Below are 23378 nucleotides of genomic sequence, written 5' to 3' on the forward strand. Positions count from 1 at the left end.
TGTGCGCCTGCCGGCAGGCGACCTTCCCACAGCTGTTTGCCGTTGCGCACGTCGTAGGCACGCAGGTACTGGTCAAGCGTGCCGCTCAGGAAGGCCAGGCCGCTGGCCGTCGTAATCGGACCGCCCAGGCTTGGAACGCCCATGGTCAGCGGGATCGGAATCGGCGAGCTGTCACGCACGGTGCCGTTCTTGTGCATCCAGATGGTTTTGTGGGTGGTCAGGTCGACCGCCGCCACGTAGCCCCACGCGGGTGCCTGGCATGGCAGGCCCATTGGCGACAGCAGTGCCTCCAGAATCACGCCATAAGGTGCGCCCTTGTTCGGTTGCACGCCTTCTGTTTCGCTCTTGCGACCCGGCCCGCCTTCAACTTCGGCAGACGGCACCAGCTTCGAACGGAAAGCCATGTAGCTCGGGTTGACGAAGGCGATCTGACGAACCGGGTCGACAGAAATGCCACCCCAGTCGAACACGCCGAAGTTACCTGGATAAACAATCGAACCCTGCAGCGAAGGCGGGGTAAATGGGCCGTCGTAGCGCAGCGACTTGAAGTCGATCCGGCACATCATCTGGTCAAACGGCGTCACGCCCCACATGTCGCGCTCTTGTCGCGCTCTTTAAGCGGAGGCGGCATGAAGTTCAGGTCGGACTTGGGCTGGGTTGGCGAGGTGTGATCGCCCGCAACAGCGCCTTGCGGGACCGGCACTTCATTGATCGGCACGATAGGCTGGCCGGTGCTGCGGTCCAGCACGTAAATGCTGCCCTGCTTGGTCGACGCCAACACGGCGGGTTTGACGCCGTCAGCGGTTTTCATGTCCAGCAGCGTTGGCTGACCACCGACGTCCATGTCCCACAGATCATGGTGAGTGAACTGGAAGTCCCAGCGCACGCGGCCGGTCGCGATGTCCAGTGCAACCAGGCCCGCGCTGTACTTCTCGGACTCTGGCGTACGGTCGCCGCCCCATTGATCAGGCGTCTGGTTGCCCATCGGCAGGTAGATCAGGCCGAGCTTTTCATCAACGCTGAACATGGACCACATGTTCGGTGAGTTGCGGGTGTAGATCTTGCCTTCGGCAATCGGCGCTGTTTCTTCCGGATTACCGCTGTCCCAGTTCCAGACCAGACGGCCGGTGTGCACGTCATAGGCGCGGATCACGCCCGACGGCTCGTCCATCGAGACGTTATCGGTGACGTGGCCGCCGATGATCACCAGATCCCTGGTCACTGCCGGTGGCGACGTGGAGTAGTAGCCGCCCGGTGCGAACGTGCCCATGTTGGCCGTCAGATCAACCGAACCCTTGTTGCCGAAGTCTTCACACATCTTGCCGGTATCAGCGTTCAGCGCGATCAGACGGGTGTCGGCTGTCGGCAGAAAAATTCTGCGCGGGCAGGCAGCGCTGGCGGTGGCTGTACCATCGGCAGCCGGGACCGTCGGACTTTGCGCCGGGGAGCTGGCTGCGTAGGCTGCGTCGTCATGGTAAGTGACACCACGGCAGGTCATGTGCGCCCAGCCTTTGAAGTTTTTCGCATTCTGGGTGCTGAGCTTCGGATCGAAGCGCCAGATTTCCTTGCCGGAATCCGGGTCAAGCGCGATCACCTGGCTGTGTGGTGTGCACACATAAAGCATGCCGTTGACCTTGAGCGGGGTGTTCTCGGCAGTGGTTTCACCCGGGTCGTTCGGCCCAGGAATATCTCCGGTGCGGAAGGTCCAGGCAGGTTCCAGCTTGTTAACGTTTTCCGGGGTAATCTGCGCCAGTGGCGAGTAGCGGTCACCGAATGCGGTACGGCCGTAGGACTGCCAGTCGCCGTCAGGCATGGCCGGGGCAGTGTTGGTCGTGCCAGCCGTCTCGCGGTCCAGTTGGCCTTCGATACGACCCGGATGGGTGAACTGGCTCGCCAGCGCGGTCAGACCGGCCAGCACGACAGCGACGCTCAATGCGCCCGTACCCATACGCGCCGGCCCATTGCGCAGCAGTGGCTTGCGGAACCACGGCAGCAGCAACACGATGCCCAGTGCAAACCAGAGCGCAAGGCGTGGCACCAGTTGCCACCAGTCGAGGCCGACTTCCCACAACGACCAGACCGTGCTCGCGAACAGCAGCAGTGCATAAAGGCCCAAGGCCGCCGCACGACCCGTTATCAGCAACACGCCGGTGACGGCAAAGCCGATGCCTGCCAGCAGGTAATACAACGAGCCGTCCAGTTGCAGCAGTCGGGCGCCACCGACCAGCAAGGCCAGCCCCATCAACAGGATCACCAGTCCGAGCAGTGTCGGTAACAGGCGATTTCTATTCGAAGCACGGTCAGTGCTCATAATGCGAATCTCCGCGAGAAGTAGGTAGTAGACATCTTGTTTTCGTATGCATCGCCTGCCTTGGCATCATTTCTTGAAGCTGCTTATTGAGACGAATCGCCGACGACCGGATTCAGCCGTCAAGCAGAGCGCGGTTGCACGCTCGGCCCGGCGTGGCCATTGAGTCGTAGACCATTGCCGCCCGGATTCGTGCATAGGCTTTTGTCTGAAGGAACATCTACAGAAGGGAAACGCTTCATTCCTTAAAGGCGCAATGATAGGACGCTAACGATTTTTCTAAAAGCGATAAACCTGACATGGATCATTGCAGGGCAGGCAACAGTGCTTAACGGCGGCTGTTTTTTATGAAAGCGCGGGGCTTACAATGGCAGACTTTTTCCAAAGACCTGCGTGCTCCGGGGATCTGTTCAGGTTCGTATCCCTCTTCATCAGCTTCAAGGCTCATCATGACAACACCCACTTCCGATCCGCTGCACGGCGTCACGCTGGAGCAGATTCTCAGGGCTCTGGTCGAACACTACGAGTGGTCCGGCCTGGCCGAGCGTATCGACATTCGCTGCTTCAAAAGCGATCCGAGCATCAAGTCCAGTCTGACCTTCCTGCGCAAGACACCCTGGGCGCGGGAAAAGGTCGAGGCGCTGTATGTGAAGCTGCATCGCGGCAAAGGCTGGTAACGCTTCTTCAATACCTTCAGCCGCGCTACACAGCACCGGCATGGACGCCGGAACTCAAGGATAACGATTGATGCACAGCCAACACCCGCAACGTGCGCAAGGACAGCGCTACTATGCCCTTGTCGCCGCCTGCCTGGGCTGGGCAGGGCTGGTGATTCAGCTTTATCTGATTTTTATGGGCCGTTATGCCGACCATGCCAGCCTGTTGGGTGGTCTGGTGCGGTTTTTCAGCTTCTTCACCGTGCTCACCAACACCCTGGTGGCAGTTGCCCTGAGCTGCGTGCTGACCCGTCGTCAATCGGCAGGCCATCGTTTTTTCCGTCATCCGGCAGTGTGTGCGGGCATTGCCGTGAGCATTGCGCTGGTCGGTATCGCCTACAACCTGCTGTTACGCCACTTGTGGCATCCGCAGGGCTGGCAGTGGGTTGCCGACGAGTTGCTGCACGACGTAATGCCGCTGGCGTTCATGCTGTATTGGTGGCTGTACGTGCCTAAAGGCAGCCTGCGCCTGAGCCACATCGCACTGTGGATGATCTATCCGCTGGTCTACTTCGGCTACATCCTGCTACGCGGCAATATGATCGGCGATTATATGTACCCGTTCATCGACGTCGGTACCCTCGGGTTTATGAAGGCATTCGGCAACGCACTGGGCGTGCTGCTCGGGTTTGTAGTGATTGCGTTGCTGATGGTCGGAATCGACAGATGGGCGGCTCGTCGCACTCAGTGAGTCGCCCGTTGGTGCTTATTCTTCGCCGTCGCCCAGTTTCCAGTAGCCTGCGGCCTTGACGAAATCCTCTTGCAGGCCGAATTCGTCCAACAGCACGCGACGCAGCTTGCGCGACAGACCGGACTCGGTCGCGACCCACGCATAAAGCCTGCCTTCGGGCATTTCCAGGCGGCGAACCACGTCCACCAGGCTTTGTTCGCCGCGCACGATCCAGATCACATCGACCTGCGCTGCGCTGTCGAAAACCTGCTGTTCCCGCGGGTTGATCACTTCGACCACGACCAGCGCAGCACGGCTGGCGGGTAGCGATTCCAGGCGTCGAGCGATGGCTGGAATCGCCGTTTCATCGCCGATCAACAGGTAGCTGTCGAACATGTCCGGCACGACCATCGAACCCCGCGGCCCGGCGATGTGCAGGAATTGGCCTGGTTCAGCCTGAGCCGCCCACGTGGCGGCAGGACCTTCGCCATGCAGTACGAAGTCGATGTCCAGCTCACCGGTGTTCTCGTCGTAGCGACGCGGCGTGTAATCGCGCATCGGCGGGCGTGGTGCGTCCTTGTCGCTGGTGGCGCTCAGGTCTGCCAGAGCAGCGTGCTCTTCCGGGGTTTGCGGAAAAAACAGTTTGACGTGGTCATCCGTGCCCAGGCTGATGAAGCCCGTCAGTTCGGGGCCATGCAAGGTAATGCGGCGCATCAGAGGCGTCAGCTCTGTGACGCGCAGCACCTGCAACTTGCGGCGCTTGATTTCATGCATGACGCGGTGGATTGACTGTGGCGAATTCATACCGACTCCTCCGACCTGGATTGAGGCCCATCGACGACGGCCTTGGCGGTGGTGTTGAGCAGTTCGCTGACCCGGGTAATCTCTTCCGGGCTCCAGCGGCCATGGTGCATTTGCAGCGCATGCCTCAGGTTATGCACCGCTTCGTGGATTTCCGGTGGACGATCATGGCCGCGCAGTGAGCGCTTGCTGACGTCGATGCGCATCCGTACGCCTTCCAGCGCCACGGCCTGATCCTGCAGCGACTTGAGACCGGCATCGGTGACGGTATAAAGCTTCTTGCCGGCCTGTGCATCGCCGAGCACCATTTCACTTTCTTCGAGAAACGTGAGAGTCGGGTAGATGACGCCAGGGCTGGGGCAGTACGCGCCATCGAAAAGGCCTTCGATTTTGCGGATGAGGTCATAGCCGTGAGCAGGCTGTTCGGCGATCAGCGCCAGCAGCAGCAGTTTCAGATCGCCAGGGGCGAAGACCCGAGGGCCGCGTCCGCCGCGTTCGCGGCCCGGGCGTTTTTCAAAACCGTCGCGGTCTTCACCTGATTCACGAAGATGTGGCGGACGATGGTGGGGAGGGTGTTTATCTTCACGCATGTTTTTTGATCTCTGGTTACACGTTAGATATACCTTAAGATATATCTAAGTGTGTGCACAGAGTCGGCGGACGAGCGGTCGTTACTGATCATGCACCTTTTGGCGGGGAGGGCAGCGGGGCATTGCACATCGCCTGTCCGTGGTTTTCCAGATAGGGCGTGAGAATCGGTGCCATGCCTTTGAGTACCTGCACAGGCAGCGCCGACGTGAAGCGAAAGCCTTCGGCGGCGCGTCCCGGTACGAACGCGGTCAAGGCGCCAAAGTGGTTGTCGCCGATATAGAACACAAACGTCGCTGTGCGGTTGATTGCTCTGGAACTGAGAATACGTCCACCTGCACCAACACTTTCGATCCTGTTATCGCCAGTGCCGGTCTTGCCGCCCATTGCCAGCACGCTGCCGTCCTGCATCTTGAAGGTGCCTTGCACGCGTTTGGCGGTGCCGCCGTCCACTACTTGCGACAAGGCCTCGCGCATTGCCGCAGCAACTTCCGATGGCAGCACACGCTGGCCAAGTTCGGGGTTGATGGTCAGTTCGGTGTCGTAAGGTGTGTCGGCGGCAAAATGCAGGCTGTCGATCCGCACCGCAGGCAGACGGATACCATCGTTCTGGATAATGCCGATCAGCTCGGCGAGCGCCGCCGGCCGGTCGCCCGAGCTGCCTATAGCCGTCGCCAGCGAGGGCACCAGATGGTCGAATGGATACCCCACACGCTGCCAGCGCTGCTCGATGTCCAGAAACGCCTCGACTTCCATCATGGTCCGTACGCGGCTGTCGCGAGCGCCTTTGTGACGACTCTTGAACAGCCAGCCGTAGACTTCCTGACGCTCGAAACGGCTGGCGGCCACGGCGTCCTTGAATTGTGCTTCCGGGTGTTTGAGCAGATAGCCCACCAGCCATAGCTCCAGCGGATGGACGCGTGCGATATAGCCTTGATCGGGCAAGTCATAGGTGCCCGGCCCATAGCCCTTGTACAGATCGGCAAGACGCTTGTCGGTCAGCTTCGAGGTTGCCTTGGGCTCTTCCAGATGGGCGCGAATGAATGTATTGAACGTGGCCTGATCAGCCCCCGGCAGCAAGTAGCGATGTACGGCAGCCAAACGAATGGCTGTCGGATGGATACCGTCCAGAAAGGTGTCGAGTCGCTCCTGTGTAGTCTTTTCCTTGTAGCGTTTCCAGAAGCGCAACAGGAACACCGTGCCCTCTCGGTCGGCGAACTGAGCCAGGTATTCCTGACGACGCGGGTTGTCGTCATCCTTGAGCAGCTCGGCGCTGTTATTGGGTGCCTGATAAGTGCTGTAGCGCACCACATCGCGCATCAGGCGAATGAACGGCAGGTTGATGGACTCACGCAGCGATTCGCGCAGGGTTGGAATCCGCTCGTTGTCCTCGCGCCGGAAATTGTTGAAACGGTGCATGCCGCCGCCGGTGAAAAAGGCTTCCGCCGGGCTGGCCGAATAAGTCCGGTCGAGGGCCGCAGAGAGCATCTTCGCGAGGTCACGGTCCTTGTTCATCAGCAGATAGTCCAACGCCCAGCGGGTCAGCCGGTCAGGTTCTTCGACAGGGACTTTGCGCAACTGTACAGGGCTCAAGCCCGCATAGCGGCCATGCAATTCGCCGATGATTTCCAGGTAAGTGGTCAGCACGCGCATCTTTGCCGTTGAGCCCAGTTCCAGCTTGCTGCCCTCGTTGATGTCGAAAGGCTGATCAGTGCTGTCGGTCTGTACTCTGACGCGCGAACCATCCACGCCGCGTTCGAATAACGTGAAGCTGTAGCGTACCTGGGTGGTACTGGCGGGGGTCAGCAGCCGTTCCCCCATCAAACCGACCTTTGCAGCGAACTCAGGGTTGGCCAGATCACGCAGGTACTGGCTGACGCTGCGCTGCAATTCGCCGTGCAAGGTGCTGGTGGCAGACAGGTCCAGACGGTCCAGGTCATAAAGAGGGCGATTGAGCAGATTCGACAGGCGGGTGCGCGCGACACTGATGCCCTTGTTGGTTTCGATGGGTTGAATGGTCGGCTGCTGTGCCCAGTCTCGATAAGTGACCTTTGCGGCCAGCGCTGCCTTTGCCAATGGCTGATCGATAACATCGGCCTGAGCCAGCAGGCGGATGTGGCTGTCGGTCAGTTCGGCGAGTTCAGCACGGCCCTTGGCCAGGTAATGCGACGGACGACGCTGGGCAATCACCAGTGACAGCACCTCGCGCAACGCCAGCGCCTTGTCGGCCAGGCCCTTTTCGCCATCGGGGCTTGCAGCCAGTATCTCGTTGGTTTTGGCAAAGTCTGCGCCGAACCACACCCGTAGCCCTTCGGCTATACCATGCACTTCGCCATGCCCCGGCACCGCAGACAGCGGCACACTGTTCAAGTAATCGCGCACCACTCGCTTGCGCACGGCGAGTGTCTCGGTGCCCGGCTGATAGGCACGAACGCTGGCGGAAATCATCTGCCGCAACTTCTCGGAACCCGACAGCGTCAGTCCATCGGGGGAATGACGATATTTTTCCAACTGAGTGGCCAATGTGCTGCCGCCGGCCGACTGGCCGGGCAGGGCGAACATCTTCGCCACTTGTGACCACGCGGCCTTCACGAAGCGTGGCCAGTCCACTGCCGGGTTGGCCAAAGGTTGCTGCGGATCGAGCAGATCGCGGTTTTCGATAAACAGCAGGCTGTTCACCAGAAGTGGCGGAATGGCGACAAAGGTCGGGTAAAACTGCTGTGGGTATCTGAACTCGTACAGCGGCTCGTTTCGGCAATCGGTGATCGACAGGCCAGCCTGGGTTTTTTCCTCGTAAGGCACGAAGAACCCATGCCGGACGTAACGCAGCAGCTCCGGAGAGAACCGGGTCTGGCGGGTAATCACATAATCGCGTTTAAGCAGGCGCGGCAGAAACTCATCCAGCGATGAATAACCCAGGCGCTTGTCGAACGGCCCATCACCGGGATACACCACATCATGACTCGGTCCAGGCTGCATCGAATAACTCAGGCTCGCGGCAAAGCGGCTGAACTCCCGCGCCTGCAGCCTGGAACTGCGGCTCTCCACAGTTATTGCAACACCCAGCGCAACGCCGGCCAGCACCACAATCACCCAAAACACCCGCCATCCGTATCGCTTGCGACGCGGACGCGTTGGCGCGCGTGGGTCATCCTGGCGGTCAGCGGACAGCGCTTCTTGCTTGCTATCGGAATGCCGAAATACGCCCATAGTTGATAGTCCGGTCATCCTGGCAACGCACCTGAACCAAGCTTAGACGCTGGGTGGCGATGTGGGGGATTTGTCTGGTGGTTTTCAGGATTGGCTGGGGCGGTGCCTGGACGGGCATGGCGTGTGTGCTTTTTTCGTCTAAGTTTTGCTGTTGACTGAAAAAGTCAGTCGTAGATAAGCGTCCCAGAAGCAGTTTCTAAAAAACAGTTATTGAACTTATAAAATATTATTGGTTGTTTGTAGGACGTTTCCGATAATTGTTTCAGCCGCTTGAACTTGAATTCAACAGGTGATTACGTCCGATTTTGTCAGTGGCAATGATGCCATGTGTAATTAATCACTACTCTCGAGATTAACAAGATGAAAAACAAGAAAAGCAAGGCAGGTCGTGCGTTTGTGTCTGGACTGCTATTGGCGATGTCTTATCACGCCTTGGCACAACTAGAAGTAGCTCCTGTTGCCGGTCATCAACCAACGACGCTGGAACAGGCTGTACAGAACCAAAGTCGTTCGACTCCTGTCGTGTTGTCGGACAAGATTCATCAGATATCCAATACCTTGGAGAATACCTCGGCAGTTCATCAGTACAATTTCACCGCTGTGCGCGGCCAGAATGTGCTGATGACAACGCCGGATTCGGATTACGACCAGAAATGGAGGTTGGAGTATCAGGTGGATGGCGGGGTGTGGCAGCCCAAGCGTCACTCATTCGCGGAGAGAATCGAATGGCTCAATCCTGGTTCACAAGTCAATATACGTATTATTGCGACTGACGGTGCCAGGTTTGAGACTGCTGATTACAGCGTGGTGTTTGGCTCGTTTCCTCATATGCGCTATGACTTGCATCACGAGGAAGGCTTCAGGTTGATTCCATATGGTTTCACCAAACCCGCTTTTCTGGCGACTCAAGCCCTCACAGAGGCGATGCTGGAGGTTACGTTTACAGACAGCAAGGCTTTTCCGCTGGAGGGCGGTGTGTTTGATTTCGAACTCAATATCAAACATCACGAGGCTAACCGAAAATACGCCTCGGACAGTTCGGGGAAAATCATGCATCGGGTAACCTTTAAACCCTGCGTGGGTGGATCGCTCGCTGATAATTTCACTCACCTGAGTGAAAATGGGCGAGAAACCTGGAGTACTCGCTACGAGCCAAAACAGTATTGGGCCAAGAATGTTCTCGCTGAACAATTGGCGGATAAACCTCACGTCTACGACTTGGGGCTGATTTGCAATCGTTGGCTGATCAACTGGTCAAAAAACTGATTTAAAAAACGCTCTGTCTACGCGTAGGCGGTGCAGAGCGTTTCCAGACCGTCAGGCTCTCGTGTCGATCAAGTGTGCCGAATTTTTTTCTGCTTTTTCTTTAATCTGATTTATCCAGATTTCACTAGGGTCGTCTTTTTTGCTAAGTGCTATTTTTCCAAGATCAATAATGTTCTGAAAATTCAGCAGATCAAGTTTGTAGGTTCCTTTGAACGTCTCTGTATCATGATCAGCCAGCGTCATGAGGATTTTGGCATGCCTGACCGCAGCATCCTTGAATTGGTTTTTTTGGTTGATGGCATCTGATAAGTACTTGATTTCATTCGTGCCTAACTTATCGTCCAGATCAATTATTTTAAGCTCGGCATCATCCCCTATTGTATAACTAAAGTTTTTTTCCGCTAGATCGGGCCGCACGTCAACAAGCTCTGCTCTGAATTTTTGATAGCAGCTTGACTGGATTCTCGACATAAGTATTGCATCAGCATTAAGATATTCTAGATAACGCTCTTTTGTCATTTGGCGCATTTCGGTCTTTGCTACGGGGGCTGTATAGTCTGTGAATGTATAGAATGATTTCAACCATGGCTCTTCCTCCCGCGTATAGAAAGCTTGTGCAAGCTCCTCCTTTGTTGTCGGGACTGATTTAATTGAGGGCGTAAGTAGTGGTTGTTCCGGTTGCAAGGAGTTCTCAGGACGCGACTGAGGAAGTATGAAGTCGGAAATGATTGAGTTAATTCTCATTTATTGCTCCTTGTTGAATGGGCGTATCTTTCTTGTTATCGGTAAATGAACGAGATACTTGGGCTGATAAAGCTGTGGGAAAATTCCTAGTTACAGGCTTTGTGTGAGCTGCGTCACAAACCAATGGCATGCCATTGGTTATTCCGAGCGAAATATCAACGGCCTGTATTTGCATTCATCAAACGTGCACATCAACCAAAGGTTTTGGTTTTTCCTCACGTTTCGGCGCATTGCGCTCGATCTGGTAGATAATCGTGTCCATGAAATTGCCAATATGGTTGCGGCTGAAGATCTGTCCGTAGTCGATGACCTTGCTGTAACTCTCCAGATTGAGGGTGTGCTGGTTACCGAATTTTTCCGTGTAATGGTCGAGTAGCGTCATCACAATTTTTGCGTGCGCACGCAGATCCTCTTTCAGTTGTTGGCGTTCGTTCAGCTTCTCGGTCAGGTACGTGAACTCTGCCGGGGTGAGTACCTCGTCCGGGTCGGTCACCTGAATGTCTTGATTGAAGCCCAGCGTGAAGCCGAAATGCTTTTTTGACAGATCCGTATTAAGGTAAAAAAGCTGCTGTTTGAAATCGTGGAAATTGTCGTACATACGACATATGGTTTTGTCAAAGGCTTTAATGTAGTTTCCCAGATACTCGCCTCGGATATCTTCTGCGTCCTTCTCGGACATTTTCTCTAAAATAGCGCGTCCTGCCTCCGACTTTTTGTAGCCTGCAAACCAGGGTGTTTCCTCGGTGGTATAGAATTCAGCGTTAGGGTCGCGCTGTTTTTTTTGTTCTGGCTCTATAGGGAGCTTGTTCAAAGGGATCAAGGTCACCTCGTTTTTTTTATCAAACAGGGTTTGCCATTCTTGTGCAGAGATGTAATTAGGGCCGATATTCATTGTGCACCTGATTTTTTGTAGTCAATTGCTAACGGCGCGGACAGGGAAAACTTGCGCTGAGAAGAGTGTAGGAATATTCCCAAGCTGCTGGGGTGGCAATTGTTTTGTAGGAAATTTCTTTATTTTTCGTTTTGCTATTGACCTTGTGATCGGATTTCTACTGCGTCCTGTTTTAGTTGTTTTATTAATAGTAGGAACGTCACATGAACAATCTCAAGGCAGTAAAGATTTTGGCATTCTCGTTGTGGGCATGCGCTTTACACCCGCAAGCAATAGCACACGAAGTGGGGCGGGATATTTTAAATGGGCAGGCAAGTGAGGCGGAAGTTTTAGAGGGGTTTGGCGAGGTTAAAGCGGGGGAGGCTGTAGAACCTAAATTTACTGAGCTGCCTGACAAATTTAATCTTATCAAGGATTCATTGGTAAGCGCAGCGGACAGCCACTACTACGGCTTCACAGCGTTGCGTGGGCAAAAGGTGTTGATTCAAGGGCATCTATCCGGATCTGCTCAGTTGGAAATTCATGATGGCGCTAAATGGAATATGCTCGCCAGTGGTCAGAAAATTGTGCTTTCTTCTTTGACGCTTGGGCAGGATGTAATTGTTCGGGTGTCTCATAACGAGTCCAGGCCTTTTGTACAAGGCTTTACCTATGGTCTGATACTGGGTTCATTTCCAAAAGTCACTTATGCTCGCCTGCGAGATCAGCCATAGGGTATGTCAAGAATACCTCCTGATGCGTCCACCTTGGGGCCATTGTCTGCTCAGGGTATAAGCAATGTTATTCTGGAGGTCGATATGACGGACTCGACTGGAAAGCCTCTGGAAGGGGGGCATCGCTTCATACTCAATCGATCTGCCAAAATCTGATAAATCCCACTTGGGTGGTTTTGTAAAAACTGACGCATCCGGTAAAGTCCGCACGGTAGTAGATATTGGTCGCTGTGTCGGCGGAAACGACGCAGATGTTTTTACCGAGAAAGATAGAGGGACACCTATTGGGCGTACTCAATATTTTGAAGGCGATTGGAGGGTGCACAATTTTTATGCTGGAGAGACAGGCGCTGACACACCTCATCCTGATAAAGGGCAAGTCGGACATGTCTGTCATCAGAGGCTGATCAAGAGTACTCCGTAAGTAAACAGGTAAAGAAGACTGGTAAATGCGTTTTGCCAGTCTTTGCATTTGAAACTTTCCTTTCTCTACACGGCTACGGCGGCCTTATATCTTCCCAGTCGTTTATTCAACTCCAGCCCATTGGCCATCAACATCATCAAGCCCAGCCCGACAATCGCGGTAGTGACCTGCATTGGCCGGGTATCGCCGTCCAGCGCATTTGCCATGTCAGCCAGTGGCGCGAGCAGTACGCCCAGGCAGAAGACTTCCAGCGAATAACGGCCCATGCGGCAGGTCTGGCGGGCGGGCCAGTTTTCCAGCCAGGTGCTTGAGGTTGGCAGCAGTCGGGCGACGACGTAGACCAAGGCGAGGAAGTGCAGCAGGCGCACGGGTGCCAGGTCGGTCTTGCTGATGGGGTACAGGGTTTCGAGGTGCAGGGTGGAGACGAGCGCGGTGTGCAGGTCGGGCCATTTCTCGCTGAAGGTCAGCATACCCGCGATCAGCACGTAGACGGCGGCCATCAGGAACAGCGGTTGTTGGCGTAACGGAGGACGTTCGGCTGGTGTGGCCGATTCGCTGCGCAATGCACAGGCACCGCCGAGGATGAACAGCAACTGCCAGGCCACAGGATTGAAGTACCACACGCCGCCGCCTTCGTAGGCGCGCAGGTTCCAGCCGAACAACGGCACCATCAGGTACAGGGCAATCGACAGACCGACCGCCACTTCCAGCTTGCGCAGCATCAACGGCAAGGTCAGGGGCAGGGTCAGCAACAGCACGATATACAGCGGCAACGGGTCGGTCAGGTTCGGTTTGAAGCGCAGCAGCAGTTCATCGGCCAATGCCTGTTGCGGGTTGCCGACGAAGTATTCAAGGCCCATCTGCTGAACCATATCGCGGGTTTCGACGTGGTTGTTGGCGACGAAAACGATGCCCATCAGCAAAGTCAGCAGAAAGATGTGCACCACATACAGCACCCAGGTCCGGCGCAGGATCCGCACGCCAGCCACCATCATGCCGTCGCGTCGGGCGATACGTCCGTAGGCCAGTATCGATGCGTAGCCCGCGAGGAAGACAAAGATTTCCGCCGCGTCACTGAAGCCGAAGTTGCGTAGGGTCAGTTGCGCGAGAGGATTGTCCGGCACGTGGTCCCAGAATATGAAGACCAGCGCCAGGCCGCGAAAGAAGTCGATTCGATGATCGCGTCCGTTATTCATAACGGTGGACTCTTGAAAGTGCTGATGAATAAAGATTGGCCACACGGGCTTAGGTTCCAGGCCAGCGACCAGTGACGTTCGGCGGCGCGGCAGGGTGCCGCTAATCGAGGGGAATTGCAAAGGCGCGCTATTACAGAATGTCTCTGGCACGGCCCTTTGCGCGGCATCAGGCCGACAGCAGCCCCTGGCGCAGGTTCGATCAAGCGTGGCAATGGTGGCAATCAACAGCAATCATTCTCATCTTCTTTTATGTTACTGTATAACGATTGCAGTCAACTCAACGGAGAGATACCCATGAAGCCTGATATCCATCCTGCCTACCGCACTGTGCTGTTTCACGACACCGCTGCCGATGTCTACTTCCTCATCGGCTCCACTGTGGACACGGACCGCACGCAACAGCACAGCGACGGCAACACTTATCCTTATGTCGCACTCGACGTCTCCAGCGCCTCGCACCCGATGTACACCGGGCAGCAGCGCAAGACCACCAACGAAGGCCGGATCGCGGGTTTCAACAAGCGTTTCGCCACCTTCGGCTCTGGCGGCAAGAAAGAAACCGCAGCGGCTCAATGAGCCATCTGACCTCCCGGTCGTGGGCATTTCGTATGGATTGCCCACGACCGGGATTTTTTTGTCTGAATTTCAGGTGTGCGGCCAATCATCTACTGGACTAACAGCCAACATTGCTTTTATCTTCGCGGCCTGAAAAACAGGAGTAGCCGCTTTGAAAAAGTCAGTCGCCATCGTTTTCGGTGGGCAATCCAGCGAGCATGAGGTTTCGTTGCAATCGGCACGCAACGTGATCAATGCGATTGATCGTGAACGCTATGCGCTGACCTTGATCGGCGTCGACAAGCAGGGCCGCTGGCTGCGCTTCGACGAAGCCGATTACCTGCTCAATGCCACCGACCCTGCACGGATCAAACTGAGCGAGTCAGGCAAGCCATTGTCCTTGCTGCCCGGCAGCATCGGCGGCCAGTTCGTCGAGGTCGAGTCGGGCAAGCCGCTGGCAGCTATCGATGTGGTTTTTCCGCTGATCCACGGTGCTTTTGGCGAAGACGGCGCGCTGCAAGGGCTGTTGCGCATGCTTGCGGTTCCTTTTGTGGGCGCTGATGTGCTTGCCTCTGCGGCCTGCATGGATAAGGACGTGACCAAGCGCCTGCTGCGTGATGCGGGAATTGCTGTCGCGCCGTTCATGGTGCTCACACGTGGGGACACCCTTTCGTTCGCCGAGGCGAGCGGGCAGTTAGGTTTGCCGATGTTCGTCAAGCCTGCCAACCAGGGTTCGTCAGTGGGCGTCAGCAAGGTCTGCGACGAGACGGGTTTCGCTGCGGCGCTGGCGCTGGGCTTCGAGTTCGATCACAAGCTGCTGATAGAGCAGGGCATTGTCGGCCGGGAAGTGGAGTGCGCCGTGCTGGGCAATCTCGATGCTCAGGTCAGTGTCTGTGGCGAAGTCATTGCCAATGACGAATTCTATGCTTACGACACCAAATACCTGAACGGTGATCAGGCGCGCATTGCCATCCCCGCCGAGTTGCCGGACGATTTGAGCGATCAGGTGCGTGACGTCGCGTTGCAGGCTTACAAGGTGCTGGGCTGCGCGGGGCTTTCGCGGGTCGATTTCTTCGTCACCGAAGGGCGCGACATCATCATCAACGAAGTCAACACGCTGCCAGGTTTCACCTCCATCAGCATGTACCCCAAGCTCTGGCAGGCCAGCGGTCTGTCGTATGCCGAACTGATCCATCGCCTGATCGTTCTGGCGCTGGAGCGGGCTGATCAGGCTCGGCTGTTGAAAACGGAAATCTTCGCATGAAGATCATCCGCATCGCGGCGGCGCTGCTGATCGGCGCAGACGGCCGGACCTTGCTGGTGCGCAAGCGCGGTACTCAGGCCTTCATGCAGCCGGGCGGCAAGATCGAGCCCGGTGAACCGGCGCCGCAGGCGCTGGCCAGGGAACTTGAAGAGGAACTCGGGTTGATCGTCGATCCGGTGCAGGCGGTATTTCTCGGTGAGTTCACGGCCCCCGCCGCCAACGAGCCCGGTTTCGAGGTCAATTGCCAGTTGTATGAGGTCAGGACCGACGCTCGCGCAGTGCCTGCCGCCGAGATCGAAGAAGTGCTGTGGGTTGACGCGGACAGTCATGCGGATTTGCAACTGGCGCCGTTGACCCGCGATCTGATCCTGCCGCTGTATCTGAAGCGGCAGGCGGCATTGAGCTGAACGGCGCATTCGTCCTGCATTGCGATGCAGGACGATGCAGTCAGCGAACCACGCTCACGCCGTCCAGCGTCGAAAACGAGGTGTCCTTGGCGGTCAGCAGAAAATCACGCATGTAGGGTGCGTCGAGCATGTCGGCGCGAATGCCGGCGTATAGCGTCGCGAACAGGCCTTTCTCGCCCAGTCGCTTGGCCTTCACGTAACCGCGTGAGCTGTACTCATGCAGTGCCCAGTGCGGCATGCCGCAGACTCCACGGCCGCTGGCGACCAGTTGCATCATCATCACCGTCAACTCTGATGTCCTTACCTGGGCCGGCTCGATGTCGGCTGGCTCCAGAAAACGCGTGAAGATGTCCAGCCGGTCGCGCTCTACCGGGTAAGTGATCAGCGTTTCAGTCAGCAAGTCTTCCGGGACGATGTACGGTTTGCTCGCCAGGGCATGCTGATTGGCTACCGCCAGCATCGCTTCATAGGTGAACAGCGGCACGTAAGTGATGCCGGGCAATTCCAGCGGGTCGGAAGTCACCACCAGATCCAGATCACCGCGTGCCAAGGCAGGCAGTGGCGCGAACGAGAAGCCGGAAGACAGGTCCAGCTCGACCTCGGGCCAGGCGTCACGGAACTGGTCAATGGTCGGCATCAGCCATTGAAAGCAGCTGTGGCACTCAATTGCCATGTGCAGCCGGCCCGCCGTGCCGCCCGCCAGACGGGCGATGTCGCGCTCGGCACTGCGCAGTTGCGGCAACATGGAGTCGGCCAGTTGCAACAGGCGCAAACCGGCGCTGGTAAACCGTACCGGCTTGGTCTTGCGCACAAACAGCGGCATGCCCATGCGCTCTTCCAGCTCCTTGAACTGGTGGGACAGTGCCGACTGCGTCAGGTGCAGGCGCTCGGCAGCTTCCACAAGGCTGTCGGCCTCGCGCAGGGCGTGCAGGGTTTTGAGGTGGCGTATTTCAAGCACCGTCAACGCTCCATGAATAAAATTTGTGGCCATCACGAAAACAATGAGTTTGTCTCATGTTGTGCCGCCTGTCGACAATAGCGCCATCTTTTATGGAGGACGCATTATGGCTCTGGCCCACAACCTTGGATTTCCGCGCATCGGCGCAGATCGTGAATTGAAAAAAGCCCTGGAAGCCTGCTGGAAGGGCGATCTTGATCAGGCTGGCTTGCGCACCGTTGGACGTCAGCTACGCGCAACCCACTGGCAGGTACAAAAAGACGCCGGTATCGAGCTACTGCCGGTTGGCGACTTTGCCTGGTACGACCAGGTGCTGACGCAGTCGCTGATGCTCGGGGTCATTCCCGAACGCTTTTCCCACCTGAGTAACGCCGCGGGATTGCCCACGCTGGACACCCTGTTTGCGATGGCACGCGGTGCAAGCAACTGCTGCGGCGCGTCTCATGGCAAGACGCAGCATGCTCAGGAATTGACCAAGTGGTTCGACACCAACTACCACTATCTGGTCCCGGAGTTCAGTCGGGACCAGCGTTTCCAACTGAGTTGGGAGCAACTGTTCGAAGAGGTCGATGAAGCGCATGCGCTGGGCCATCAGGTCAAGCCGGTACTCATAGGGCCATTGACTTACCTGTGGCTGGGCAAGGCCAAAGGCGACAGTTTCGACAGGCTTGAACTGCTGGACCGGTTGTTGCCCGTGTATGGCGAGATTCTCGGGCGTCTGGCGGCACAAGGTGTGGAGTGGGTACAGATCGACGAGCCGATCCTGACGCTGGACCTGCCGCTGGAGTGGAAAACCGCATTCGAACGCGCCTATCACAGCCTGCAGTATTCGCCGCTGAAAAAGCTGATCGCCACCTACTTCGGCGGTCTTGAAGATAACCTGGGTCTGGCTGCCACGCTACCGGTGGACGGCCTGCATATCGATCTGGTACGTGCGCCGGAGCAACTGCCAACTGTGCTCGATCGCCTGCCGTCCTACAAGGTGTTGTCGCTTGGCGTGGTCAATGGTCGTAATGTCTGGCGCTGTGATCTGGAGGCTGCGCGGACAGCCTTGCAGCAGGCTCATGTACGCTTCGGCAATAACCTCTGGGTCGCCGCGTCCTGCTCGCTGTTGCACAGCCCCGTCGACCTGAGCCGTGAAGACCGGCTGGACCCGGAACTGAAAGGCTGGCTGGCATTCGCGGTGCAGAAAAGCGAAGAAATCGCCATTCTCAGCCAGGCGCTGAACGACCCTCAGGCTGCCCAAGTGGTTGAAGCGCTGGCAAAGAGCAGCGAGATCCAGGCAAACCGTGCGCGCTCATCGCGCATTCACAACCCCCAGGTGCAAGCGCGTCTGGCGTCTGTGACCGCCGCCGATCATCAGCGTCGATCTGCGTTCCCCGAGCGCATCAATGTGCAGCGTGAACGCCTGCAACTCCCGGCGTTTCCGACCACCACTATCGGCTCTTTCCCTCAAACGTCGGCGATTCGTCTGGCGCGACAGGCTTATAAGCAAGGCAAACTGTCGCTCAATGACTACACCGACGCCATGCGCCACGAAATCCGTCATGCGGTACAGATTCAGGAGAATCTCGGCCTGGATGTGCTGGTACACGGCGAAGCCGAGCGCAATGACATGGTCGAATACTTTGCCGAGCAACTGGACGGCTACCTGTTTACCCGTTTTGGCTGGGTGCAGAGCTATGGTTCGCGTTGTGTAAAACCGGCGGTTATCTTTGGCGACCTCAGCCGTCCCGGGCCGATGACTGTCGACTGGATCCGTTATGCGCAGAGCCTCACTGACAAGACGCTGAAGGGCATGCTGACTGGCCCGGTAACGATGCTGATGTGGTCCTTCCCGCGCGAAGACGTCTCGCGCGAAGTGCAGGCGCAACAACTGGCTCTGGCGATTCGTGACGAGGTGCTGGATCTTGAGCGAGCGGGGATAAAGATCGTACAGATCGACGAGGCAGCCTTTCGCGAAGGGTTGCCGCTGCGCAAGGCGCATTGGCAGGCGTATCTGGATTGGGCGGTCGCTGCGTTTCGCCTCTGTGCCTGCGGTGTTCGGGACGAGACCCAGATCCACACGCACATGTGCTACAGCGAGTTCAATGACGTGATCAAGTCCATTGCCGCTATGGACGCCGACGTGATCACCATTGAAACCTCACGGTCGGACATGGAGCTGCTGGATGCGTTTGAAGCGTTCGACTATCCGAACGACATCGGCCCTGGCGTTTACGATATCCATTCGCCACGTGTTCCGGAAACAGCCGAAATAGTCGGCCTGATCGCCAAGGCTGCCCGACGCATTCCTGCCGAGCGACTGTGGGTCAACCCGGACTGCGGCCTCAAGACCCGAGGCTGGGCGGAAACCGAAGCCGCATTGGTCAACATGGTCGCAGCCGCAAGACAACTGAGGCTTTAGGGCTGATTCAGGCCCAAGGCTGCAAGCGGGCACGCCAACTGGTCGATTGAGGCTGGTGGCGTGCAGCTGATTCCCTACCACTCAGCGCCATTCATCAAATTGTCACGCAAGTGTGGCAGCGCGCCTGGCGAAACATCATCAGACTCGCGGCCTACTGGGGATCTGTTTTTTGGTGTTTTTCATGCGGGTTTTAATTTTTCTGGCCGCGCTTCTGTGCGGCTTGCCGTCTTTTGCGGCCGATCGTTGTGATGTCGATGTTCCTGTACAGATGGCTGACCTCAAGGAGGTGCGGATTGCCTATCAAAGTATTGGCAGCGAGTCCGACCCCGCCTTGTTGTTGGTGATGGGGCTGGGTGGGCAGTTGATTCATTGGCCGGATGAAGTGGTGGTCGCGCTGTGTCAGCAGGGCTACCGGGTGATTCGCTATGACAATCGCGATGTGGGCCTGTCGTCGTGGGTGCAACAACCCGCCGAGGCCAATCTGACGTTTGAAGTGCTGCGCTACAAGCTTGGCCTGCCGGTCTCGGCACCTTATTCGCTGACCGATATGGCTGATGATGCCTTGGGCTTGATGGATGCGTTGCAGGTCCGTCAGTTTCACGTGCTGGGGGCAAGCATGGGCGGCATGATTGCCCAGCATCTGGCTGATCTGGCGCCCTCGCGGGTCGAAAGCCTGACGCTGATCATGACCAGCTCCGGAGCCCAGGGCTTGCCTATGCCCAGCGCGGCACTGATGCAACTGTTGGCGCGCCGCGGTGCACCAAACCGGGAAATGGCGATCGAGCAGCAGGCTGACCTGCTTGCGGCGCTTGGCAGCCCGCAGGTCAAGGATGATCGCAGGCAACTGCTGCACCAGGCTGCTGTGTCCTATGACCGGGCCTTCAATCCCGAGGGTGTCAAGCGTCAGATCATGGCTATTCTGGCCGAGCCAAGCCGTGTGGAGTTGCTCAACCGCTTGCGTCTGCCGGTGCTGGTGGTGCACGGCACGGCTGATCCGTTGCTGCCGGTCATGCACGGTGTGCATGTGGCCGCGCATATCCAGGGCAGCCAGCTGCGCCTGATTCCGGGGCTGGCGCACCGTTTTCAGGAGGCCTTCAAGGCACCGTTGCTCGGGGCGGTGCTGCCTTACCTGAAAGCTCAGCACGAAGATGGCAGAAGCCTGGCTCAGTTGTGACGCCGGGCCGGTTGTAAGGCACTGACAGAGGTGTATCGTATGGCCTTTGTTTATCGAGCGAGGGCCGGCATGACAACTGCACTGAAGATCGACTTCATCTCCGATGTTTCCTGCCCCTGGTGCGTTATCGGCCTGCGTGCGCTGGATCAGGCGCTGGAGGCGCTGGGTGATGAAGTGCAAGCGCACATCCACTTCCAGCCTTTCGAGTTGAACCCGAACATGCCTGCCGAAGGGCAGGACATCAAAGAGCACATCGCCGAAAAATATGGCTCTACGCCAGAACAGATCGAAGCCATTCACGAGACGATTCGTGAGCGCGGTGCTGAGCTGGGCTTCACATTTGCCAAGGGCGAGCGACGTATCTACAACACGTTCGATGCTCACCGCCTGTTGCACTGGGCCGAGCAGCAAGGCAGGCAGCACGCCTTGAAGCAGGCACTGTTCGACGCCTATTTCAGCGACCTTAAAGACCCGTCCAGTCACCAGACCCTGGCAGACGTAGCGCAGAAGGTCGGCCTGGACCGTTTGCGGGCTCAGGCCATCCTGGACAGCGGCGAGTACACTGTCGAGGTCCGCGAAGCCGAACAGCTCTGGACATCCCGCGGTATTACTTCGGTGCCGACCATGGTCTTCAACGACCAGTACGCCGTGTCGGGCGGTCAGCCGGTCGAGGTATTCGTCAGCGCGATCCGCCAGATTGTCGGTGAATCGCAGTAACGTACTGCCTGTGCAGGATCGGACGCAGACCGCCCGCAAAGGCATGCCCACGCGGAGCATGGGTACGATAGGTGCCGTGTGGACGCCTATCGTTCCGCACGCTCGCGTGGGAATGCAGTGGGTGACGCTCTGTGTCACAGATCCGCGCTACATCGCACACTCAAGAGCGGACGCAGTGCTCAAAGCCCGTATTTCTTGACCTTGTCAAACAACGTGGTCTTGGCCATGCCCAGTTCCTGACTGGCCTGGCTGAGGTTGCCGCCGCTGCGTTGCAAGGCTTCGCTGAGCAATGATCGTTCGAAGGCTTCAACCGCTTCGGCAAACCCCAAGCTTTGATTTTCACTGACCGTGCCTGTCTGCTTGAACGCTGGCAGACCCAGGGCAAAGCGCTCGGCGACGTTGCGCAGTTCCCGTACATTGCCAGGCCAGTCGTGGCTCATCAGGTTCGAACTGGTTTGCCGATCCAGCAATGGCGGCTCGCGGTCAAAGCGCAGCGACGACAACTGCAGGAAGTGTTCGAACAATTGCAGAATGTCTTCACGGCGCTCACGCAAGGGCGGCAGTTCCAGCGTGACGACGTTCAGGCGGTAGTACAGGTCGCTGCGAAACTGATTGGTCTTGCTCAGGGCATTAAGGTCGGACTTGGTCGCCGCAATGACTCGGCAATCCACGGCAACGGTCTGATTGGAGCCAAGCCGTTCAAGGGTTCGCTCCTGAAGGACGCGCAACAACTTGATCTGCAGATTGACCGGCATGCTTTCCACTTCATCGAGAAACAGCGTGCCATTGTGGGCGTGTTCTATTTTGCCGATGCGCCGCTTGCCTGCGCCGGTAAAGGCATTGGCTTCGTGCCCGAAGATCTCCGACTCGAACAGGCTTTCTGCCAGCCCGCCGCAGTTGAGGGCCACGAACTGGCTGTCCTTGCGCCGACTGAAATCATGCAGGCAGCGCGCAACGAGCTCCTTGCCAGTACCGGTCTCGCCTTCGATAAGCACATTGGCGGAGGTGTCGGCGACATTGGCAATCAATGCACGCAGGTTTTGCATTGCGGGAGAACGGCCGATTATCCGGCCTTCCAGCGAATCGCGTTCGGCCAGCTGCTTGCGCAACGCCCAGACTTCTCTGGCCAGCCCGCGCTGCTCGAGCGCGCGTCGGGTTACGTCGACCAGGCGCTCAGGAGAAAAGGGTTTCTCCATGAAATCGTAAGCACCATCGCGCATTGCATTGACGGCCATGGTGATGTCGCCATGACCGGTGATCAGCACGACCGGCAGGCTGCTGTCACGCGCCTTGAGACGGCTCAGCAACTCAAGGCCGTCGATACCCGGCAAACGGATGTCACTGATGACGATACCGGCAAAATTGTCACCGATGCGCTTCAGAGCATCTTCGGCGCTGGCTACGCCTTCGCTGGCAATGTCTTCCAGCGCGAGGGCTTGCTGGCAGCCGAGCAATACATGCGGGTCGTCTTCGACGATCAGGACGGTCAGGTCGCTGTTTATGCTCATGGGTGTCGTCTCATGTCAGTCCACCCGGGCCAGGTGCAGTCGGGGAATCGGGGACAAACGGCAGGCTCAGGACAAACACTGTGCCGCCGTCACCCGGATGCTCGGCGCTCAGATTGCCCCCGGCTGCGGCGGCAAGGCTCGCCGACAGTGTCAAGCCCAGCCCCAGGCCTTGCTCGCCTGGTTTCGTAGTGAAGAAAGGTTCGAACAGGTGCTTGCGCGCTTCGGCGCCGACGCCGTGTCCGTTATCTCGCACCCGCAGGCGATAACGGCCGTCTTCGATCGACCCGGCGAGCCACAACTCGGGCTGCGGCTGGTCGAACATGGCGTCCAGCGCATTGCCGATAAGATTGACCAGGATCTGCTCCAGCCGGGTCTGGTCGATGGTCAGGGTGGCGTCGACGAAATGGCGATGCAGCGTCAGACCGGATTGCTCCAGACGCACGCTCAGCAACTGTACCGCCGCGTCGACGGCCTTGCTCAGTTGCGCCAGGCCCTGATCGTCGCCGCGCCGGGCGAATGCACGCAGGCTGGCAGTGATCCGCCCCATACGGTCGACCAGATCATTGATGGTGCGCAGGTTTGCGCTGGCAGTGTCCAGCGCACCTCGCTCCAGAAATCGCACGGTATTGCCGGACAAGGTGCGCAATGCTGCCAGAGGCTGGTTCAGTTCATGAGCGATGCTGGTCGACATCTGACCGATGGCAGCCAGCTTTCCAGCCTGTACCAGTTCGTCCTGGGCTCGGCGCAAAGTGTCTTCGGCCTGTCTTCGTTCGCGGATCTGCGCCTTGAGGCGTTCGTTGCTGGCGCGAAGGTGTTCGGTACGTTCGGCGATCTTGCGTTCCAGCTCATTGTTCGCCGCC

Annotated in this window: 18 protein-coding genes and 2 pseudogenes; 10 read left to right on the forward strand and 10 right to left on the reverse strand. The window is 57.5% G+C overall.

The window, feature by feature from the left end; genetic code table 11:
- Positions 1-2311: pseudogene (locus tag ALO80_RS03475) on the reverse strand (glucose/quinate/shikimate family membrane-bound PQQ-dependent dehydrogenase); the annotation flags it as partial.
- 446 nt (positions 2312-2757) lie between these two features.
- Here ALO80_RS03475 and ALO80_RS03480 point away from each other — a divergent pair.
- Positions 2758-2985 carry a VF530 family protein gene (locus ALO80_RS03480; protein WP_054988489.1) on the forward strand — a complete coding sequence of 76 codons (228 nt, stop codon included), beginning with the start codon at positions 2758-2760 and terminating at the stop codon, positions 2983-2985.
- Positions 2986-3055: 70 nt separating this feature from the next.
- Complete coding sequence (locus tag ALO80_RS03485; protein WP_055007953.1) at positions 3056-3715, forward strand: Pr6Pr family membrane protein; 660 nt, start codon at positions 3056-3058, stop codon at positions 3713-3715.
- Positions 3716-3730: 15 nt separating this feature from the next.
- Here ALO80_RS03485 and ALO80_RS03490 read toward each other — a convergent pair whose 3' ends face one another.
- From ALO80_RS03490 to ALO80_RS03500, 3 genes are all read right to left on the reverse strand, one after another.
- Positions 3731-4498: a siderophore-interacting protein gene (locus ALO80_RS03490; RefSeq protein ID WP_055007954.1), complete on the reverse strand. Its 768-nt coding sequence runs from the start codon at positions 4496-4498 to the stop codon at positions 3731-3733.
- Positions 4495-5085: a PadR family transcriptional regulator gene (locus ALO80_RS03495; RefSeq protein WP_055007955.1), complete on the reverse strand. Its 591-nt coding sequence runs from the start codon at positions 5083-5085 to the stop codon at positions 4495-4497. The genes ALO80_RS03490 and ALO80_RS03495 overlap by 4 nt, the downstream gene beginning before the upstream one ends.
- An 88-nt stretch (positions 5086-5173) precedes the next feature.
- A complete protein-coding gene (locus tag ALO80_RS03500; RefSeq protein ID WP_055007956.1) occupies positions 5174-8293 on the reverse strand; it encodes a biosynthetic peptidoglycan transglycosylase in 3120 nt (1039 codons plus the stop codon).
- A 360-nt stretch (positions 8294-8653) separates the two neighbouring features.
- Here ALO80_RS03500 and ALO80_RS03505 point away from each other — a divergent pair, with 360 nt between their 5' ends.
- The gene (locus ALO80_RS03505; RefSeq protein WP_055007957.1) at positions 8654-9559 is read left to right on the forward strand and encodes a hypothetical protein; all 906 of its coding nucleotides are present in this window, start codon (positions 8654-8656) and stop codon (positions 9557-9559) included.
- Positions 9560-9610: 51 nt separating this feature from the next.
- Here ALO80_RS03505 and ALO80_RS03510 read toward each other — a convergent pair whose 3' ends face one another.
- Positions 9611-10303: a hypothetical protein gene (locus tag ALO80_RS03510; RefSeq protein WP_055007958.1), complete on the reverse strand. Its 693-nt coding sequence runs from the start codon at positions 10301-10303 to the stop codon at positions 9611-9613.
- A 178-nt stretch (positions 10304-10481) separates the two neighbouring features.
- A complete protein-coding gene (locus ALO80_RS31875) occupies positions 10482-11195 on the reverse strand; it encodes a hypothetical protein (RefSeq protein ID WP_055007959.1) in 714 nt (237 codons plus the stop codon).
- Between the two features lie 203 nt (positions 11196-11398).
- Here ALO80_RS31875 and ALO80_RS31690 point away from each other — a divergent pair, with 203 nt between their 5' ends.
- Complete coding sequence (locus tag ALO80_RS31690) at positions 11399-11908, forward strand: hypothetical protein (protein WP_223813525.1); 510 nt, start codon at positions 11399-11401, stop codon at positions 11906-11908.
- Between the two features lie 489 nt (positions 11909-12397).
- Here the strand turns inward: ALO80_RS31690 and ALO80_RS03525 are convergent, their stop codons facing one another.
- Positions 12398-13528, reverse strand: a complete 1131-nt coding sequence (locus ALO80_RS03525; RefSeq protein ID WP_055007960.1) for an OpgC domain-containing protein — start codon at positions 13526-13528, stop codon at positions 12398-12400.
- A gap of 294 nt (positions 13529-13822) precedes the next feature.
- Between ALO80_RS03525 and ALO80_RS03530 the strand changes: the two genes are divergently transcribed.
- The 3 genes from ALO80_RS03530 (at position 13823) to ALO80_RS03540 (ending at position 15754) form a co-directional block, all read left to right on the forward strand.
- Positions 13823-14104, forward strand: a complete 282-nt coding sequence (locus tag ALO80_RS03530) for a type B 50S ribosomal protein L31 (protein ID WP_054988498.1) — start codon at positions 13823-13825, stop codon at positions 14102-14104.
- Positions 14105-14255: 151 nt separating this feature from the next.
- Entirely contained in the window at positions 14256-15347 is a 1092-nt protein-coding gene (gene ddlA / locus ALO80_RS03535) for a D-alanine--D-alanine ligase (protein WP_055007961.1), read from the forward strand.
- Positions 15344-15754, forward strand: a complete 411-nt coding sequence (locus ALO80_RS03540) for an NUDIX hydrolase (protein WP_055007962.1) — start codon at positions 15344-15346, stop codon at positions 15752-15754. Before ddlA ends, ALO80_RS03540 begins: the two co-directional genes overlap by 4 nt.
- 40 nt (positions 15755-15794) lie before the next feature.
- Here ALO80_RS03540 and metR read toward each other — a convergent pair whose 3' ends face one another.
- Positions 15795-16712: a transcriptional regulator MetR gene (gene metR / locus ALO80_RS03545; RefSeq protein WP_054988501.1), complete on the reverse strand. Its 918-nt coding sequence runs from the start codon at positions 16710-16712 to the stop codon at positions 15795-15797.
- Positions 16713-16818: 106 nt separating this feature from the next.
- Here metR and metE point away from each other — a divergent pair, with 106 nt between their 5' ends.
- From metE to ALO80_RS03560, 3 genes are all read left to right on the forward strand, one after another.
- The gene (gene metE, locus ALO80_RS03550) at positions 16819-19119 is read left to right on the forward strand and encodes a 5-methyltetrahydropteroyltriglutamate--homocysteine S-methyltransferase (protein WP_055007963.1); all 2301 of its coding nucleotides are present in this window, start codon (positions 16819-16821) and stop codon (positions 19117-19119) included.
- A 181-nt stretch (positions 19120-19300) separates the two neighbouring features.
- The gene (locus tag ALO80_RS03555; protein WP_082427520.1) at positions 19301-20293 is read left to right on the forward strand and encodes an alpha/beta fold hydrolase; all 993 of its coding nucleotides are present in this window, start codon (positions 19301-19303) and stop codon (positions 20291-20293) included.
- 69 nt (positions 20294-20362) lie between these two features.
- Entirely contained in the window at positions 20363-21010 is a 648-nt protein-coding gene (locus ALO80_RS03560) for a DsbA family oxidoreductase (protein WP_055007965.1), read from the forward strand.
- Between the two features lie 179 nt (positions 21011-21189).
- On the opposite strand, the gene aauR is transcribed toward ALO80_RS03560, so the two are convergent.
- Together aauR and aauS are read right to left on the reverse strand one after the other, a co-directional pair.
- On the reverse strand, positions 21190-22518 hold the full coding sequence (aauR, locus tag ALO80_RS03565) for a two-component response regulator AauR (protein WP_055007964.1): 1329 nt from the start codon (positions 22516-22518) through the stop codon (positions 21190-21192).
- A gap of 10 nt (positions 22519-22528) precedes the next feature.
- Positions 22529-23378: pseudogene (aauS, locus tag ALO80_RS03570) on the reverse strand (two-component sensor histidine kinase AauS); the annotation flags it as partial.

The organism is Pseudomonas caricapapayae, from assembly GCF_001400735.1.
Classification (GTDB): domain Bacteria; phylum Pseudomonadota; class Gammaproteobacteria; order Pseudomonadales; family Pseudomonadaceae; genus Aquipseudomonas; species Aquipseudomonas caricapapayae.

Bases quoted from the DNA above. Each gene is read 5' to 3' on its own strand.
- ALO80_RS03480 (WP_054988489.1), top strand. From the start codon at position 2,758: ATGACAACACCCACTTCCGATCCGCTGCACGGCGTCACGCTGGAGCAG.
- ALO80_RS03485 (WP_055007953.1), top strand. From the start codon at position 3,056: ATGCACAGCCAACACCCGCAACGTGCGCAAGGACAGCGCTACTATGCC.
- ALO80_RS03490 (WP_055007954.1), bottom strand. From the start codon at position 4,498: ATGAATTCGCCACAGTCAATCCACCGCGTCATGCATGAAATCAAGCGC.
- ALO80_RS03495 (WP_055007955.1), bottom strand. From the start codon at position 5,085: ATGCGTGAAGATAAACACCCTCCCCACCATCGTCCGCCACATCTTCGT.
- ALO80_RS03500 (WP_055007956.1), bottom strand. From the start codon at position 8,293: ATGGGCGTATTTCGGCATTCCGATAGCAAGCAAGAAGCGCTGTCCGCT.
- ALO80_RS03505 (WP_055007957.1), top strand. From the start codon at position 8,654: ATGAAAAACAAGAAAAGCAAGGCAGGTCGTGCGTTTGTGTCTGGACTG.
- ALO80_RS03510 (WP_055007958.1), bottom strand. From the start codon at position 10,303: ATGAGAATTAACTCAATCATTTCCGACTTCATACTTCCTCAGTCGCGT.
- ALO80_RS31875 (WP_055007959.1), bottom strand. From the start codon at position 11,195: ATGAATATCGGCCCTAATTACATCTCTGCACAAGAATGGCAAACCCTG.
- ALO80_RS31690 (WP_223813525.1), top strand. From the start codon at position 11,399: ATGAACAATCTCAAGGCAGTAAAGATTTTGGCATTCTCGTTGTGGGCA.
- ALO80_RS03525 (WP_055007960.1), bottom strand. From the start codon at position 13,528: ATGAATAACGGACGCGATCATCGAATCGACTTCTTTCGCGGCCTGGCG.
- ALO80_RS03530 (WP_054988498.1), top strand. From the start codon at position 13,823: ATGAAGCCTGATATCCATCCTGCCTACCGCACTGTGCTGTTTCACGAC.
- ALO80_RS03540 (WP_055007962.1), top strand. From the start codon at position 15,344: ATGAAGATCATCCGCATCGCGGCGGCGCTGCTGATCGGCGCAGACGGC.
- metE (WP_055007963.1), top strand. From the start codon at position 16,819: ATGGCTCTGGCCCACAACCTTGGATTTCCGCGCATCGGCGCAGATCGT.
- ALO80_RS03555 (WP_082427520.1), top strand. From the start codon at position 19,301: ATGCGGGTTTTAATTTTTCTGGCCGCGCTTCTGTGCGGCTTGCCGTCT.
- ALO80_RS03560 (WP_055007965.1), top strand. From the start codon at position 20,363: ATGACAACTGCACTGAAGATCGACTTCATCTCCGATGTTTCCTGCCCC.
- aauR (WP_055007964.1), bottom strand. From the start codon at position 22,518: ATGAGCATAAACAGCGACCTGACCGTCCTGATCGTCGAAGACGACCCG.